This is a genomic window from Paenibacillus sp. FSL F4-0125, assembly GCF_038008565.1.
Lineage (GTDB): Bacteria > Bacillota > Bacilli > Paenibacillales > Paenibacillaceae > Paenibacillus_AQ.
On the sequence record NZ_JBBOZJ010000001.1, the window covers coordinates 1372434 to 1388831 of the forward strand.

15 protein-coding genes are annotated in these 16398 nt (G+C 46.2%); 11 read left to right on the forward strand and 4 right to left on the reverse strand.

Translation table 11 applies throughout. The features are described from left to right. Positions 1-301 precede the first annotated feature (301 nt). Positions 302-871 (forward strand): GNAT family N-acetyltransferase, encoded by a 570-nt coding sequence (locus NST74_RS06100; protein ID WP_341115837.1) that lies wholly within the window; start codon positions 302-304, stop codon positions 869-871. A gap of 57 nt (positions 872-928) precedes the next feature. Beyond that, entirely contained in the window at positions 929-2680 is a 1752-nt protein-coding gene (locus tag NST74_RS06105; protein WP_341110961.1) for an ABC transporter ATP-binding protein, read from the forward strand. A 369-nt stretch (positions 2681-3049) separates the two neighbouring features. On the opposite strand, the gene NST74_RS06110 is transcribed toward NST74_RS06105, so the two are convergent. Both NST74_RS06110 and NST74_RS06115 read right to left on the reverse strand, forming a co-directional pair. Beyond that, complete coding sequence (locus NST74_RS06110; protein WP_042124947.1) at positions 3050-3853, reverse strand: Cof-type HAD-IIB family hydrolase; 804 nt, start codon at positions 3851-3853, stop codon at positions 3050-3052. Between the two features lie 12 nt (positions 3854-3865). Further along, the gene (locus NST74_RS06115) at positions 3866-4813 is read right to left on the reverse strand and encodes a DMT family transporter (protein WP_341110963.1); all 948 of its coding nucleotides are present in this window, start codon (positions 4811-4813) and stop codon (positions 3866-3868) included. 229 nt (positions 4814-5042) lie between these two features. On the opposite strand from NST74_RS06115, the gene NST74_RS06120 reads away from it, so the two are divergent. Continuing rightward, positions 5043-5756, forward strand: coding sequence for a metal-dependent hydrolase (locus NST74_RS06120; protein WP_283910613.1), 714 nt, complete (start codon positions 5043-5045; stop codon positions 5754-5756). Positions 5757-5840: 84 nt separating this feature from the next. Here the strand turns inward: NST74_RS06120 and NST74_RS06125 are convergent, their stop codons facing one another. After that, positions 5841-6842: a lipoate--protein ligase gene (locus NST74_RS06125; RefSeq protein WP_341110966.1), complete on the reverse strand. Its 1002-nt coding sequence runs from the start codon at positions 6840-6842 to the stop codon at positions 5841-5843. A gap of 225 nt (positions 6843-7067) precedes the next feature. On the opposite strand from NST74_RS06125, the gene NST74_RS06130 reads away from it, so the two are divergent. From NST74_RS06130 to NST74_RS06145, 4 genes are all read left to right on the forward strand, one after another. Further along, positions 7068-8156 (forward strand): pyridoxal phosphate-dependent aminotransferase, encoded by a 1089-nt coding sequence (locus tag NST74_RS06130; RefSeq protein WP_341115838.1) that lies wholly within the window; start codon positions 7068-7070, stop codon positions 8154-8156. A gap of 534 nt (positions 8157-8690) precedes the next feature. Beyond that, a complete protein-coding gene (locus NST74_RS06135; protein WP_076118075.1) occupies positions 8691-9428 on the forward strand; it encodes an adenosylcobinamide amidohydrolase in 738 nt (245 codons plus the stop codon). Positions 9429-9486: 58 nt separating this feature from the next. Beyond that, positions 9487-10446 carry an adenosylcobinamide-phosphate synthase CbiB gene (gene cbiB / locus NST74_RS06140; RefSeq protein ID WP_341110968.1) on the forward strand — a complete coding sequence of 320 codons (960 nt, stop codon included), beginning with the start codon at positions 9487-9489 and terminating at the stop codon, positions 10444-10446. An 8-nt stretch (positions 10447-10454) separates the two neighbouring features. Then, the gene (locus tag NST74_RS06145) at positions 10455-11135 is read left to right on the forward strand and encodes a histidine phosphatase family protein (RefSeq protein WP_341110969.1); all 681 of its coding nucleotides are present in this window, start codon (positions 10455-10457) and stop codon (positions 11133-11135) included. Between the two features lie 99 nt (positions 11136-11234). Here NST74_RS06145 and catA read toward each other — a convergent pair whose 3' ends face one another. Beyond that, positions 11235-11894 (reverse strand): type A chloramphenicol O-acetyltransferase, encoded by a 660-nt coding sequence (gene catA / locus NST74_RS06150; protein WP_341110970.1) that lies wholly within the window; start codon positions 11892-11894, stop codon positions 11235-11237. Between the two features lie 212 nt (positions 11895-12106). Here catA and NST74_RS06155 point away from each other — a divergent pair, with 212 nt between their 5' ends. From NST74_RS06155 to NST74_RS06170, 4 genes are all read left to right on the forward strand, one after another. Continuing rightward, on the forward strand, positions 12107-12643 hold the full coding sequence (locus NST74_RS06155) for an AAA family ATPase (protein WP_341110972.1): 537 nt from the start codon (positions 12107-12109) through the stop codon (positions 12641-12643). A gap of 158 nt (positions 12644-12801) precedes the next feature. Beyond that, positions 12802-14253, forward strand: a complete 1452-nt coding sequence (pdxR, locus tag NST74_RS06160; RefSeq protein WP_341110973.1) for a MocR-like pyridoxine biosynthesis transcription factor PdxR — start codon at positions 12802-12804, stop codon at positions 14251-14253. 19 nt (positions 14254-14272) lie between these two features. After that, entirely contained in the window at positions 14273-15205 is a 933-nt protein-coding gene (locus NST74_RS06165) for a D-alanine--D-alanine ligase (RefSeq protein WP_341115839.1), read from the forward strand. Beyond that, positions 15198-16361: an aminotransferase class I/II-fold pyridoxal phosphate-dependent enzyme gene (locus NST74_RS06170; protein WP_341110974.1), complete on the forward strand. Its 1164-nt coding sequence runs from the start codon at positions 15198-15200 to the stop codon at positions 16359-16361. The genes NST74_RS06165 and NST74_RS06170 overlap by 8 nt, the downstream gene beginning before the upstream one ends. The last annotated feature ends 37 nt before the right edge of the window (positions 16362-16398 follow it).

The following is a 16398-nucleotide window of genomic DNA, read 5'->3' on the forward strand; positions in this document are numbered from 1 at the left end:
ACTCCTCTATTTTTGTTAAGATAGTCAAACTGGTTATAGTATACATGAAAAAGACAACAACAATATATATGCGATTTAACTAGAAACCTCAATGATTTGGCTTAAGCTTTGACTTTTCTATGATACAAGGGGGACATCATTCGGGCAAATTCAGCCTTTTGCTGTCCCTTTTGTGATATCTATTGCATTTAGTATTCAGAAGCATGTTTATACTTTATAATCAGAAAGTATTATCGTCTTATATTTACAGATATAGAATAATTATCATCAATGGAAAGGGGAGTACCAAGTGGCTAATCCTATGGATCCGATCCTGATTGAATTTCCTGAGAGCTTTGAGACCGAGCGTCTGCTCATTCGTGCCCCTTTGTGGGGGGATGGCGTTAGTATGAATGTGGCTATAGGTGAGAGTTTAGAGGAATTGAAACCTTGGATGCCTTTTGCTCAAACGAGTCCGACTTTGGATGAATCGGAGAGATTCACACGTGAGGCTAGGCTGGATTTTTTAAAACGTAATCAGCTGCATATGCGCATTTTCAATAAGGCTACGGGTAGTTTTATCGGTTGCAGTGGCCTGCATCGTATAAACTGGGAACTGCGGAATTTTGAAATTGGTTATTGGATTCGGAGCTCCTGCGCGGGTAAAGGTTATATGACCGAAGCGGTGAATGGAATCACCGATTTTGCTATCAGGGAATTAGAAGCTAATCGCATCGAGATTCGGTGTAGTGCACGAAATATCAAAAGTGCTGCAGTTGCTGAGCGTGCAGGGTATACACTGGAGGGTATTTTACGGAGAGAGCGTCTTGGGCTAGATGGGAAAATACATGACAGCAAGCTGTTTGCGAAGGTTAGAGGCGTGGAATTTTAGGGGGAGAGGGCTGATTTTTTGAAGCAAAAGGGTGTTTTTTCAAGATTAAGTACATACATGTTAAGGCATAAGCTCTTATATACGGTTTTATTATTTACGACTTTATTTGGGATTGTTCTGGATCTAACGATCGCTTGGCTGCTCTCAGTGATTACAGATGCTGCGGTTAGACTCGATGTGAAAGCTTTTAAAGGGCTGGTTATATTCGGTTTAATTTACTTATTAGTGAGTGCAATTAACGGTTTCATCGATCGGTATCTCAAAAATAAAATCTCTGCCAAGATCAGAAATGAGCTGCGGCTGGATATGATGCGGCATACCTTAGCACTTCCTCAGTCTTATTTTGACCGTAATCATTCCGGGGATTTATTGTCCCGCTTTACTAATGATAATCAATCTGTGGGTAATGCTACCGGCGAAGTAATGATTGATCTGATCCGTAACCCTTTGCTTGCTCTCGCGGCTTTTGGTTATTTGCTCTATATTAACTGGCTACTGGCACTGATCTGTTTTGCAATGGGGCCCTTGATGTTCCTTACGGGAAAAATCTTCGGTTCAGCAATGCGTGAGAACAGTGTGAGGATTCAGAATCATATGAGCAAGATTACTTCTTTTTTGCATGACATTCTAGGTAGTAGTATGGTGTTTAAATCTTTTTCCATCGAGCGCAGACTAATGAAGCAGTATCAGGAACATAGTGAAAATATTACTTCCGAAGAATTGAAGCGGGGAAGAATTGAGGGAGCTACCGGCTCATTCTCGTCGTTTTTAGGAAACTTCACATTTCTTCTTGCGCTGGTCGTGGCTGGTTATTTTGTGGCCAAAGGATCCCTTGAGGTCGGTGCGATGATTGCCTTCATACAGCTCATGAATTATCTAGTCATGCCGTTCTCGGCATTACCAGGACTGATCAATTCGATGCAGCAATCACTTGGGGCGGCGGGACGAATCTTTGAAGTGTTGGATAGCCCTGTAGAAGTGAAGGCTCTACCCGAAGCAGTGACGAAGCAGCCTGAATTTGAGCGTATGGTCATGTCCTCGGTATCCTTCTCTTATCCGGGAGCAGAGAAACACAGCTTGAACAAGATCAGCTTAGAGCTTCACAAAGGGGCTCAAATGGCGATTGTGGGACCGAGTGGTGGAGGGAAATCTACGCTTTTTAAAGTATTGCTTGGGTTGTATGAACCTGATCAGGGTGAAGTACTTATAAATAATGAGAAGATAAGTGAAATGAGTCTTGCTAAGCTTAGGAGTCACTTTGCTTATGTGCCGCAAGAGTCCGGGCTGTATACGGGAAGTATCCGTGATAATATTCGGAATGGAAATCCGGATGCAGGTGAGCAAGAAATTCTGGAAGCTTTGCGACAAGCAAACGCTTATGATTTTGTAATGGAGTTGCCGGAGGGCCTCGATACAGATATCGGTGAGGAAGGTTCACGCCTGTCCGGTGGACAACGTCAGCGGCTATCGATTGCAAGAGCGGTTCTTAGGAACTCTCCAATTTTGCTGCTAGATGAAGCTACTGCAGCACTTGATAATGAATCGGAGAAGCTAGTGCAGCAGGCGATTCGTAAACTAATGGGAGACAAAACCACACTGGTTATCGCCCACCGTCTATCTACGATTCAGAATGCCGATATCATTCTAGTGATGGAGAATGGTGAAATTGTGGAGAGTGGTACCCACGAAGAGTTGCTTGCGACGGCAGGAAGATATCATGGCTTGTACTATTCACAGCTGGAAGAGGAAGAAGCTGGCGAGAGCGGGCATGAGGTAATGGAGCATCTACAGGAGTTCCAAGCTTACTGAAATAACAAAAGGGTGCTGCAACGTCAGATATCATGACGTTACAGCACCCTTTTGTTAAGGAAGTGAATTTATATAGATTGAACTTTAACTCTATATAAGTTGAACTTTAAAACATACTAAAAAGGGAAAAGCGACGGAGGGGAAGTTTAGAACTGTAGGAGCGATAGCGACCGCCTGAAAGCTTTCCAAAGGAAAGCTCGCATCGGAAGCATAAGCTGTCACCGGATTTCAACCGTGAAACACGGTATATAATCAAAGAAATCTGGTGACAACAGCGGCCGGAAGTCCAAAAATTCCCCGCAGTCACGCACTTACCTTAATAGAAAAATCTTAAGTTTAACGTATATAAAACTATTAAGTTCAGCCGATTTAGTTCACTTTATTGAGAATGAATTTATCAATCGCGTATTTTACGCCATCTTCATTGTTGCTTAGGGTCACGAAATCAGCAATTTCTTTTAGCGCAGGAATAGCGTTAGCCATAGCAACGCCAAGACCGGCAGCTTCCAGCATCTCATGATCGTTCCAAGAGTCACCCATAGCCATAGTCTCGGAGAGATCACAACCAAAATGATTGGCTAGGAATTCAAGCGCAATTCCCTTGGTTCCTTCATGATGCATGATTTCTAGGAATTGTGGTTTGGATTTGGTAATATGCACGGAATCGCCGAGCAATTCACGTAGAATTGGAGCCAGCTCATCCAAGAATGCAGGATCATCGATAATCAGCATTTTTGGTGTTTTTTGCGGGACAAGCTTCTCCCAATCTGGTTCAATATAATATGGTGTTTTGTTCAGGTCCGTATAGTCTTTGATCTTCTGGTTGTCTTCACGGGCATACAGCTTGTCGTCAATGTAAGTTTGCAAATGCAGATTATGCTCCACACAGTAAGTGAACAGCTTGTGTACCGCATCTTGTGGCACGTAACGCTCATATAGTACCTTTTCATCGAGCAAGTTCTTAACGAGTGCGCCTTGGTAAGTGATGATTGGCACGTTAAGTCCAGTTTGACGGGCAATGGCTTGTGCAGAAGCATAAGCTCGGCCTGTAGCAAGGGTTACAACAACGCCAGCGGCTACAGCCTCTTCAAGCGCAGTCTGTGTAGCGGGTGTTACTTCCTTGTCATCGTTAATTAGAGTGTCATCAATATCAATTGCGATCAATTTGTACATTTGTCTCTCTCCTTATCTCTTTCTAAATAAATGTAATTTGGGAAAATAATTCTTCTTATGTTGATTCTGACCCGGTTCCGGACTCAGCTCTGCCATAAGCATAGCTCCCAGTATACAACCACAACCGAGCAGAGCGGACATACCAAGCGTTTCTCCGCCAAAGGCTAAGCCTGTCAGCACAGCGAATACAGGTTCTGTGGCATAAATAATGGCTACCCGGGAAGGCGTAGTGTATTTCTGGCAGGCGGTTTGAATCCAGAAAGCAAAAGCGCTGGTAGGGCCAATAGAGATTAAAAGTGCCCAGAGAACGTCTGGGTCCTTGATAAGCTCTGCGCTGTGTGCCAGCGGTGCAGCTCCTTCAAAGATAAGCGAAGCGACAATGCTGAACAGTCCAACGAAGGCGAGCTGCAGGGTTGCCAGCGGCAAAGCCGGATAATGAGGTGCATAAACGCCAGTATATGCGACTTGTAGCGCAAAAGCTATGGCGCATAGCAGGATAAGAGCATCACCTTTATTCAGGGACAAAGCAGAGCCTGTGAAGGTCAGCAGGTAAAGACCTACTGCGGCAAGCGCCGCGCTGAACCAAGTGTAACGTGAAATGGCATGCTTTAGTAGCGCCAGAGAGAGAAACGGAACCAATACGACCGATAGACCGGTAATAAACCCGGTATTGGAGGTGGTTGTATATAGAAGTCCCATGGTCTGGAAGCCATAGCCCATAAACAAAAAAAGGCCTAGCAGCAGAGAATCGCGTACCATGCGGAAGCTTAGCTGCTTCCACTCCTTGCGGTAAAAAATAAAAGTGATTAGAGCCAGCAACAGGGCAGCACCTGTAAAGCGGATGCTGTTAAACGCGAGTGGAGGGAGCACTTTGACAGCATTTTGAACAATCAGAAAGGTGCATCCCCACATCATCGCCACAAGTAGCAGGCTGAAATCGGCCATACGGGAACGCTTCACTTCTAAGGTCATCCTCTCTTCGGCAAATGCCGTCCTTGTAAGAACGACAAGGTCAAGTTGTCCAAATTGTATCGTATATTCATGGGGAGGACAAGATAGGAATCGCTCAAAGGCTTATATTTAAAGGGATTTAAGGGATTAGGCTAGACAAAAAAACAGGGTCTTGATATACTTCGATAACCGCACATTTGTTCTTGTTTTTCGCATCTTAGAAAGGAGCGGTTTCACCATGATGGGCAGATCCCATTTAATAATCAGCACTGGGGTTACCCTATCTGTAATGAGTTTGATGTCACACGAGATTACGATTCCAGTTATTGCGGTCGCAGCGTTAAGCTCTTTGCTGCCTGATATCGATGAACCGAATTCGCTGCTCGTGCGCAAGGCGATTCCAGAGTTTCTATTGAGAGTGCTGCAAATTGCTTTGATAGGCGCGGCAATCTATCTCTATTTTGCCGGAATCGTGGAACGCCCTTGGAATATTGTGCTGGCATTGCTTGTAGGTAGTGTATCATTCCTTCCAAGCCGAAAGCTGCGCCATTTAGTCATGATTTTAATCGCCATAGCACTCTTTGCCTTCGGGGAAGCCTATGATCCATGGAACTACATTGCAGCATGCGTGCTCGTCGTCTCATCGATTGTCCCACACCGCGGCCTGACACATACCTTGTATGGTGTTGCGGGCTGGAGCGCCTTATTGTATTTCGCCTCAGCCGGTATAAATGACGGTGGCAGTCTATGGATAGCTGGCGGTATGTCGTATGCACTTCATCTACTGGCAGACTCCCTTACTCAAAGAGGAATTACACCTTTGCCGCCAATCCCCTTTAAGCTGCGTCTCAAGCTAATGAGTACAGGCACGAAAAAAGGTGGAGCCGTAGAGAACATCTGCATCATGCTGACTCTAGCGTTCGTTGTCTATGTATTTATACTTTCTCCTTGAACTAAAATGAATATGAAAGAGGGGCTTGTCTATTCTTTACGCAAATTGCGCAGAGGATAAGCAGGCCCCTTTATTTTTGTATAACTATTCCTCTAAGAAAACCAATCCGATAAAGTCCTCCGGTTCAATACGTCCGAAATAATGCTTCAGATCTAGATGAGCTAATGCTTCTCTAACTTCAGCCTCGTCATAACGTTTGCCGCGAAGGGCATTTTCAACATCGACTACGTCACCAACCCCAAAGAAGTCACCGTAGATTTTGATGTCCTTAATGAGGGAATCTTCAATATCCATACGAATATCAATAATTCCAGCAGGGAATTTGCGTGTGTGTTTGACGTTACTTTTTGGCGACAGACCGTAGTTCCAATCCCAGTTCTGATAGTGCTCTTTGGAAATTTCGTGGATTTTGACCCAGTCTGCTTCCTGAAGTTTGTACTGAGGAACCTCGGATGGCTCCATGCCAAAGATCGAACGCAGCAAGCCGGAGCGGAACTCTTCAATGGTCATATCTGTACCCAGCAGTTCCTTGATGTTCGCTACGCGACTACGTACGGATTTGGTGCTTTTGGATTTGAATTTCTCTGGATTTACTTTCAGTGAGGCTTGTACATTATCCAAATTGAGATCGAACATCAATGTGCCATGGCTGAACATGCGTCCACGTGTGGAGAATTGAGCGTTTCCTGAAATTTTTTGTTCGCCGACTTGAAGGTCATTCCGGCCACTAAGCTCAGCGTTTACACCCATACTTTGCAAGTAGTCGATCACCGGCTGGGTGAATTTCAGAAAGTTATGGAAGGACTGGCCGTCGTCCTTGGTAATGAAGCTGAAGTTTAAGTTTCCGAGATCGTGATAGACAGCTCCACCACCGGACAAACGACGCACAACCTTAATACCATTTTCTTTAACATATTCCTGATTGATTTCTTCAATCGTATTCTGGTGTTTACCGATGATGATAGATGGGCTGTTAATATAAAAAAGCAGGTAACTCTCATCCATCGGCAAGTGTTTCAGCGCATATTCCTCAATCGCCAAATTGATGGAAGCGTCAGTAATCCCTGTGTTATCAATAAAAATCATAGTGAATTCCTCCGTTGCAGCAAAATTGATTACAGTTCTCATTTTAAACCAAAAGCGGTTTTTTAACAAAAGAGATAGCTTCGTAGTTCTGAAAGAGGGTTTAAGTAGATGGGTTATTCAGATGATTCCTCCGGGGAAGCATTGACGTATTTCCGGCAAAGACGCAATAATGGTGGCAAAGGCATACCTATTGAGCAGGAGATAGTTGATAGAGGGAGTGTAAATATGCTTGAAAAATACGGCCATGGCGGTGATTTGCTAACGGCTTCGGAACTATATGAGGAAGCTGGCGGCATATTTCTCGATTTCAGTGCCAACATCAATCCTCTCGGGCCTCCACCGGCGGTCTTGGAGCTGCTTAAAACAGCATTGTCTACGGTGGTTGCTTACCCGGACCCTGGACACCGGCGCTTCAAAAGCCTGCTAGCAGAGGATCTCGGCATAGATAGTAGCTTGTTGACCGTAGGTAACGGAGCAGCAGAATCTATGGCATTGTTGCTGCTTGCGATCGTCCCGAAAAGGGTGGGTATCGTTGAACCTTGTTTCTCTGAGTATAGACAGCTTTCTGTGCAATTCGGCGCAGAAGTATTATCTGTTCAGGGGACAAGGGAACAGCAGTTTCGAGCTGGAGTGGACGAGATTGCCGGGCTGCTGGAGAAGGTTGAGCTGCTGTTCCTTGGACAGCCGAACAATCCTAATGGCGTTCAGTATGCGGTGGATGAACTACGCTGGCTAGCGCGGAAGGCAGAGAGCTGCGGAGCTTATTTAGCTGTGGATGAAGCTTTTATTGATTTTATTCCAGAGGCTGAACGGAATACGCTGCTGCCGGAGCTGGAGCAGTTTCCGCATACGATACTGGTACGGTCGATGACGAAATTTTACGCGATTCCTGGATTGCGTCTCGGGTTTGCAATTTCGCATCCAGAGCTTGCAAAGGCGATGACCGCAAAGCAGGTCACTTGGAGCGTGAACGGCTTGGCGCTGCTAGCCGGTGAAGCCTGCCTTGAGTGTGGGCACGAGTATGAACGTCGCACGCGAGAGCTGATAAAGGCGGAGCGTGAGCTGCTGCGGCAAGGCCTTATGCAGCTGGGCTGCGATGTGCCGCCGGGAGAAGCCAACTTTCTGCTCTGTGGTCTGCCTTCGTCATGGAGCGCGGAGGAGATGCAGACCCGTCTTGGGCGCGCCGGTATACTGGTGCGCAGCTGCGCTATGTACCCAGGTCTAGGGGAAAGGCATATCAGGGTTGCCGTTAAGCGACATGAGGATAATGTCCGACTGCTGAATCAGATGGGGAAGATTCTGGCGGGGAAGTGACTGGTGCAGCGCAGGTGGTTGGGAGTCAACTGCCTGAGTGATTCATGTTGCGCAGAAGGCTGGGAGTAAACTGCTAAGTGGTCTATGTAACGCAAAAGAATGGGGTTTGTGGCCGGATAGGATGCTTCAGCTCGCATGCTCAAGGTTGTGACATATTTTGATTAGGTGTTTTTTGATGGATACCCTCTAAAGTAAATTCTGTTGTATTTTGTACAACAGAATACGCCTAGCAGGTGTAGAAATTCGATTCTATAGCACTCTGTACAACAGAATTTTGAAAATTGGTGCGAAACAGACCCTTACGTGACATTCTATTGCACGAATTACAACAGAATGGATTTTGCCAGTGTATCTAGTTAAATCTGTTGTACAAAGTGCAATAGATGGGTTGAGGGACAGGTGCTAAGGTGGATATAGAGTATTTGCTGAATTAGAGGAATAGGCGATTTATGAGTGAGAGGGCTGGGGAGAGAAAGAGCGGCCGTGGAGCTGGTTAAAGAAAAAGATGAGCGTTGAAAGGAGCTGGATCGGGAAATGGTGCAAGTGAAGATTCCATTTAACCTCGCTGGAGGCGTAAAAGAGTACCATTCGGCTATCTGGCCAGGGCTTGCTTTACAGTGGAAGGGAAACCATCTGCTACTAGAGCTGCCTGCTGAAGCAGATGGTTTATCGAGTGCGTTCTATGGTGGAGGAATGAATCGGCTAGAGCGGGCTGTCAATTTATATGTTGACCGTAATTATGAATGTAGTGATCCAGTTCAGGATATGGAGAATAAGCTGCGTAATTGGGGGTATTCATTATCTGGCTGTGCGGGTCTGATGACGGCTGTACCGCTTGAGCATGCAGCGGTAGCTGAAGAAGACACTGGCTCCGCGGGGATTTTTGTTTGCGTTACTGCTGCCGCAGGAAATGCTGCGCGCGCTGGTGTGGAACGCAATGTGCTGGCTGTTTATCGACCGGGTACGATTAACATAATGCTAGGAATTGATGGCCGCCTGACACCGGCGGCCATGGTCAATGCTGTGCAGACAGCTGTCGAAGCCAAAGCTGCTGCTCTGGCCGATCTCGGGATTACCGATCCCGAGAATGGCTTGATCGCAACCGGAACAACTACGGATGCGATCGTACTGGCTGTGAGCCAAAGCGGGCGATACAATGCAGAGCATGTTTACGCCGGAACAGCTACCGATCTGGGGGGCGCTATCGGCCGCCTTGTGTATAGCGCTGTGACGGGAAGCTTGCTATCGGTGCAGGCAAGGAAGGACAGCTAATGAGGATGAATCGCTGGAATCGCTGGAGATGTTGGAGATTGTTCAGAGGTGATCGCCTGTGACAATCGCATTGGTACTGCTTGCGGCTTATGTGATAGACCGGATTGTAGGTGACCCGCGCAGCTTGCCCCATCCCGTAATTGGAATGGGCAAAGCGATCACGGCTCTGGAGCGGGTGATCCGCCTTCTATGGTCCCGTCCGCAAAGCCTGCGAAGAGCGGGGGTATTACTTCCGCTGTGTGTGGCGGGCGGCGCTTGGGCACTGACTGCCATTCTTCTATGGCTGTTGTCGTTTATCTCACCTTGGCTCGTCTGGATAGCCGAGGCATGGCTGATTTCAACCACAATTGCCTCCAAGGGGCTGAAGGATGCTGGGATGGCGGTGTACGTGGAACTCCGTAAAGGTGATATTCCTGCAGCTCGCAAGGCTCTGGGGATGATCGTGGGACGTGATACGACCACACTAGATCCCCCGGAAATTGTGCGCGGCACGGTGGAGACTGTAGCAGAGAATATCGTCGATGCGATTATTTCTCCATTGTTCTACGCGCTCATCGGTGGCGCGCCGCTTGCTATGGCTTATCGAGCAGTCAACACGCTCGATTCCATGGTGGGATATAAGAATGATAAATACCGTGATCTCGGCTGCGCATCCGCTCGGTTAGATGATGTCGCCAACTTCATTCCAGCGCGGATAACGGCACTGCTCTTGGCTCTGTGTGCATGGGTGCTTCGTCTGGATTGGCGGAGATGCCTGCAGATGGTGAAGCGGGATGCACGACTCCATCCAAGCCCAAATAGCGGCTATCCAGAATCCGCTGTTGCAGGCGCCCTCGGTATCCGGCTCGGTGGCGAGAACGTGTACCATGGTGTGGCTTCTTTCCGGGCCTATATGGGTGATCCGGTGCGACCTATGGCGCCGGACGATATTATTCAGACCTCACGGATGATGATGCTCTGTTCTTCAATATTTGTTGCTGTCTGCGCAGCTATAGCGTGGATCTGGATCGGGGGCTGATGCTAGATATGGCTTTTCCTCTTATAGAGCTAGAACTAGTACTCGTTCGCCACGGGCAAACTCAGTGGAATGCTGAACATCGTTACTTAGGACATACGGATCTCCCACTGCTTTCAAGTGCAGTGGCGCAGCTATCTCAGCTAAAACAGCCGCTTGGTTGGTTGACCGAACAGGGGCTTGAAGCATCAAATGGCTTTTTGCGTGTATATTGCAGCGATTTGCTTAGATGTCGGGAAACACTAGCTTACATATCACCTTTGCTAGAGAAGGTAGCTATCTACGATCAGCGGTTGCGTGAAATGAATTTTGGAGCTTTCGAAGGTTGTAGTTATGAGGAATTGAAGGATAATTCACTGTATAGAAGCTGGATTGATAATCCTTCCACGGTTACACCACCAGATGGAGAAGCATGGGCGCAGTTTGACGAACGGGTGCGCAGCTTTCTATTAGATTTGGGCCGAGCGGCTGAGGATCCATTTGTGCAGGCATCAATTAAAGAAAACAAGGATAAGGTAATAACAAACAGGGTGCTGGTAGTCACACATGGTGGTGTTATCCGAAATTTCCTTGCACAGGTAGTTCCGGGAGTCACATTCTACAGCGCTGTTGCACCTTCTCCAGGAACAGCAATGGTACTCAAATTATTCTGGCAGAACGGGAAATGGTCGGCAGATCTTTCGGGAGATTGATGAGAAAATCAAATAAAAAAGGGTTCTACATATTAGACATATCTAATATGTAGAACCCTTTATGTTTAACTATCGTTCGACTTCAGCGGAATAACGAGGTTAATTGTTGGACAACCATTCCTCACAGGTATCTGCAAGTAATTGTAATTCATTATACAGCATGCTCGCATGGTAACCGTCACACACGGCATGGTGGAATTGCCCCGATATTGGTAATAGTATTTTTTTGTCTTGATGAAAATATTTTCCTATAGTAAAGATGGGAAGTAGGAAAGTTCCCTCGTTATACACGTTCAGGTTAAAGCTCGTGAAGCTGACCCACGGAATACTAGAAATAGGGAAGGTGTTCGGTGGTTCGTTTGCTTTAGCGATAAATTGTTTTACACTTCCGTACATTTTCATATCATCCAGATAACGGTTATAGAAATCATTAAACTTTTCACCGTACGAAGTCCAGATGCTTGAGAAAGTCTTATCATCATCATGGAAAATTGTAAAACTAGGTGACAAGCTATCCCAATAACCTAATCTTCCTTGAGAATCAAAGCATGTGCGGAATTCACTATGACGGTTCACCACCGTAGTTATCATGTGGATTAGTGCTGGGTACAGCTTAATTCCCTTATGCTTAAGCTCTGACAGTAGAAGGGTGATATCAATATTTACGGTCATGCTATAGGTACATCTGACATTGTTTAAATAATGCTCAAAATAGGGTTTTCTGCTCCAGTTATCCATGACAATCGGGTTAAAAATCATTTATTATGACCTCCTAAAATTAATTCATTTTTCATTTTAGGAGGTCAACTGGACTGATTTCACCATATCCTTATCACAATCCCTTGAGAAAGTATTTTGTAACGATTAGTATACCATCATCATAGTCGTAATTAATAATAAATTTAATGAAAAATGATACAGTACACTGAGATAGTAGAACATTAGTTAAAGTGGAAGGGAGATCCTTTATAATGCTGTATGAAAAGAGGGTCATCGAAAATTTACTCCAGCAAAAGCGTACGAGCGTGATTCCCATCGTTGTGATGATGTGCGGTGTGGCAGGGTCGGGTAAAACGACCTTTGCTCAAAAGTTGGAGAAAGAAGGATTCGTTCGTCTCTCGATTGATGAGGACATCTGGGCCACTCACGGTCGTTTTGGAGTCGATTATCCAGAGCAGAATTATGATACCTATTTAAAAGAATCAGAATTAAAGCTGCGTGGGGAGCTAGTAAATCTGATTCAGGCTAAACAGCATGTGGTTGTCGATTTCAGCTTTTGGCAACGTAATAGACGGAACAATTATAAGCAATTAATTGAAGAGCATCGCGGTGTCTGGGAGCTGATTTACTTAAAGGTTCAGCCGGATGAATTGCGGCGGCGACTGCTCATCCGGAGTGAACGTTTTGACGCCAATGCGGCGTTTACGATCACAGAGGACACGCTAACTCGGTTTCTAAGTGGTTTTGAAACCCCTGCTGGTGAAGGAGAAACAGTGATCGAAGCGTAGGTCATCCTTCCTTAACCGTTTCCCAAGCGTAGAATGAAAATTATCAAATTTGACAGCTTATCCACTCATAGAACCACAGCCAGATTAAAATCCTATGGCTGTGGTTCTTTTTTTACGCGCTTGATTATGCCATGATAGCTATGGAGGCGACCCGAGAGATGTTTAAGGACTTTAAGCTTATAGCCGGACGGCCGGTGTATATACAAATTAAAGACTATATGAAGCACTTAATTATAAAAGGCGGTCTACAAGGCAACCAAAAGCTGCCCTCCACAAGAGAGCTCAGCACACTGCTTAAGGTTAGTCGCAACTCTGTAATCTCTGCGTATGCAGAGCTTGAGGATGATGGGTTTGCCTATACAGTTCAGGGGCAAGGAAGTTATGTGGCGCCTTCACCTCCCGGCAGTGAAACGATTGTCTCTTGGACGATGGACTGGAAGTCACGTCTTAACGATCATGCGCGACTCGCAGAGGAAATGGACATCATGAAGCGCGGTTTACGAGCGGAGAAGGGTACGATCTCGTTTACGAGCATCGCACCCGATGAAAGCCTTTTTGATCTGGATAATGTGAAGCGCTCCTTTATGGATCGTATGTCGGTGGAAGGTAACGTCTTACTGAATTATGGATATGCCAAAGGGTATAAGCCTTTAATAGACTATTTGAAGCAATATATGGAGCACAAAGGCGCCCAAATGAAGGGCAAGGATATATTAATCACCAATGGCTTTACAGAGGGATTCGATATTGTATTGTCGGCACTTAGCAAGAAGAATGGATCGGTCATTTGTGAGAATCCGACGCATCATACGGCGATCAAAAATCTGAAGCTGAACGGCTTTGAGATCACCGGGATTCCTATGGAGCGGGATGGGATTGATCTGGTAGAGCTGGAGAAGGCATTGCAGCAGCAAGCTTTTGACTGTGCCTACTTCGTCCCTTCTTATCATAATCCGACCGGTATTGTAATGTCCCCCGAGAAAAGACAGGGGCTAATGAAACTGATGAATCGGTATCAAATACCGGTGATCGAGGATGGTTTTAACGAGGAATTACGATATTCGGGCTCACATGTGGCTCCACTGATCGCAGCAGCAGGTAGCGGCAACAGCGTGATCTATCTAGGTAGCTTCTCAAAAGTATTATTTCCGGGACTACGGGTAGGCTGGGTGCTGGCAGATCAGGAGTTAATCTATTCTCTCGAAAGCGTCAAACGCGCACGTACCATTCATACCTCGACGCTGGACCAATCCATTTTGTATCAATACTTATTGGGCGGACATTTAGAGAAGTATTTGAAAAAAGCCAGAGCAGAATACAAACGGAAATATGAACTAACCCTGCAATGCTGTAAGGAGTTTATTCCGTATACGTCGTTATCAGGCGACGGGGGATTGCATCTTTTTGTAACCTTCGCGGAGGGCTTTAATACTAGGACGCTGCTGGCAGCCTGTCATGAGCAAGGGGTTATTTTTACAGCAGGAGATATATTCTTCACAGACGGTAAGGGTCAAAATACAATACGGATCGGTTTCTCCAGAGTGACGGATGAGGATATCCGCAAGGGAATCGAGATTATTGGTAGAACAGCACGACAACTAATGGGATAAAGAGGTGCTTGAGATGAAGATGAAGGTAGGCGTAATTATGGGCGGGGTGTCCTCAGAGTTTGAGGTATCCATGAATAGCGGGAGAGAGATTTTGAAGAATCTGGATCCAAATAAATATGAAGTTACTCCAATAGTGATCACCAAACGTGAAGAGCTAATTGAGCAGGCAAAAGGAATTGATATCGCGCTGCTTGCGCTCCACGGGGCTTACGGTGAGGACGGTACGGTTCAGGGGACGCTGGAGACGATGGGGATTCCTTATACAGGCAGTGGGGTTTTGTCTAGCAGCATTTGCATGGATAAAGATCTTTCTAAAAAGCTTATGCGCTGCTCAGGCGTCAATACGGCAGATTGGCTGTGCTGGGATAGTATGAAGGATTATTCTCAAGAAGCGGTAGATCGTATTGGATATCCTGTTATGGTGAAGCCGTGTTCAGGCGGTTCGAGTATTGGAATGGAAAAGGTCAGCAGTAGCGAAGAATTATTGAGCGCAGTACAGAAGGCTTTTGCCTGTGATCAATCGATTCTGATCGAGAGCTACATTCAAGGCCAGGAAATCACTTGCTCCATTCTAAATGGTGAGATGTTGCCCGTTTTAGGGATCACCTCAGCACATGCGGAGTGGTTCGATTACAGCGCTAAGTACGAAGATGGCGGGGCAGACGAACGGGTCATCGAACTACCGGCCGAGGTGTATGAGCGAGTGCGTGATGCAGCCTTAACTTGCTACAAAGCATTAAAATGCAGTGTGTATGCACGAGTAGATATGCTCATCAAGGATGGTATTCCGTATGTGCTGGAGGTGAACACGTTACCGGGCATGACGAAGGCGAGTCTTTTACCAAAAAGCGCGCAAGCGGCAGGCTACTCCTTCAGCGGACTGCTGGACGCAATTGTCTCCCTTTCCCTGGCGGAAAAGAGTCCAAAAGAAGAGGTGTACAGCCATGCATAATGAATGGGTTGCTCCACGTGTGCGAGAGATTGCTCCCTCGGGAATTCGGGCTTTTTTTGACCTAAGTACAGGGAATCAGGATATTATATCGCTTGGTGTAGGCGAACCAGATTTTGTAACACCGGAGCATGTAAGAGCTGCCTGCATTCGTGCCTTAAATAATGGGGAAACGAGGTATACGCCAAATTCCGGCTTATTGGAGCTTAGAGAAGAGATTGCCTCTTATCTGCACACAAGCTTCAATCTCCGCTATGAGCCAACTAATGAGATTATGGTTACGGTGGGAAGCAGTGAAGCTGTAGATTTGGCTCTGCGGGCCTTTATCACACCCGGGGATGAGATTATCGTTCCTTCTCCAAGCTACATCGCGTATTCGCCGATTACCCATTTGAATGGGGGGGTTACGGTAGAGGTTGAATCTTCGGCCGAGCAGGGCTTTAAGCTTACTGCTGAAGCGTTGCGGAGGGTAATTACCCCGCGTTCCAAGATTCTTATGGTAAATTTTCCGAGTAATCCTACAGGAACAGTAATGTCTTACGAAGACTGGTTGCCGATTGCTCAGATTGTAAAAGAAAATAACCTACTTGTCATTTCAGATGAAATTTATGCCGAGCTTACCTATGACAGTCAACATGTCAGCATTGCCTCTCTTCCAGGGATGATGGAACGAACCATTGTCATTAGCGGCTTCTCCAAAGCTTTTGCGATGACTGGCTGGCGAGTAGGTTATGCCTGTGGTGATCAGGAATTAATCGCTGCGATGCTTAAAATCCATCAGTACACTGCAATGTGTGCACCGGTACTAGGTCAAATCGCTGCCATTGAATCACTGCGTAATGGTATGGAACATAAGGAACACATGAAACGATGCTTCGATGAGCGAAGAAAGCTGCTGGTTAGTGGATTTCGATCCATTGGTTTACCTTGCCATGAGCCGGAGGGTGCATTTTATGCCTTTCCTTCCATCGCTAATACCGGATTGAGATCAGAGGATTTCGCTTTGCAGCTGCTCAAGGAGGTTGGTGTTGCTGCGGTTCCGGGGCATGTGTTTGGAGCCGGTGGAGAGGGGTATATTCGCTGCTCTTATGCAGCATCTCTACAAAAATTGACGGAAGCTTTGGAGAGAATCGAAGGATTTATGAAAGTGAAGTTGTAATTCTAGCGGTCCCCATCTATCATAGATGGGGGCTTTT

Coding starts and splice junctions, on each gene's coding strand:
- NST74_RS06100 (WP_341115837.1), top strand. CDS start 302: ATGGATCCGATCCTGATTGAATTTCCTGAGAGCTTTGAGACCGAGCGT.
- NST74_RS06105 (WP_341110961.1), top strand. CDS start 929: ATGTTAAGGCATAAGCTCTTATATACGGTTTTATTATTTACGACTTTA.
- NST74_RS06110 (WP_042124947.1), bottom strand. CDS start 3,853: ATGTACAAATTGATCGCAATTGATATTGATGACACTCTAATTAACGAT.
- NST74_RS06120 (WP_283910613.1), top strand. CDS start 5,043: ATGATGGGCAGATCCCATTTAATAATCAGCACTGGGGTTACCCTATCT.
- NST74_RS06125 (WP_341110966.1), bottom strand. CDS start 6,842: ATGATTTTTATTGATAACACAGGGATTACTGACGCTTCCATCAATTTG.
- NST74_RS06130 (WP_341115838.1), top strand. CDS start 7,068: ATGCTTGAAAAATACGGCCATGGCGGTGATTTGCTAACGGCTTCGGAA.
- NST74_RS06135 (WP_076118075.1), top strand. CDS start 8,691: ATGGTGCAAGTGAAGATTCCATTTAACCTCGCTGGAGGCGTAAAAGAG.
- NST74_RS06145 (WP_341110969.1), top strand. CDS start 10,455: ATGGCTTTTCCTCTTATAGAGCTAGAACTAGTACTCGTTCGCCACGGG.
- catA (WP_341110970.1), bottom strand. CDS start 11,894: ATGATTTTTAACCCGATTGTCATGGATAACTGGAGCAGAAAACCCTAT.
- NST74_RS06155 (WP_341110972.1), top strand. CDS start 12,107: ATGCTGTATGAAAAGAGGGTCATCGAAAATTTACTCCAGCAAAAGCGT.
- pdxR (WP_341110973.1), top strand. CDS start 12,802: ATGTTTAAGGACTTTAAGCTTATAGCCGGACGGCCGGTGTATATACAA.
- NST74_RS06165 (WP_341115839.1), top strand. CDS start 14,273: ATGAAGGTAGGCGTAATTATGGGCGGGGTGTCCTCAGAGTTTGAGGTA.
- NST74_RS06170 (WP_341110974.1), top strand. CDS start 15,198: ATGCATAATGAATGGGTTGCTCCACGTGTGCGAGAGATTGCTCCCTCG.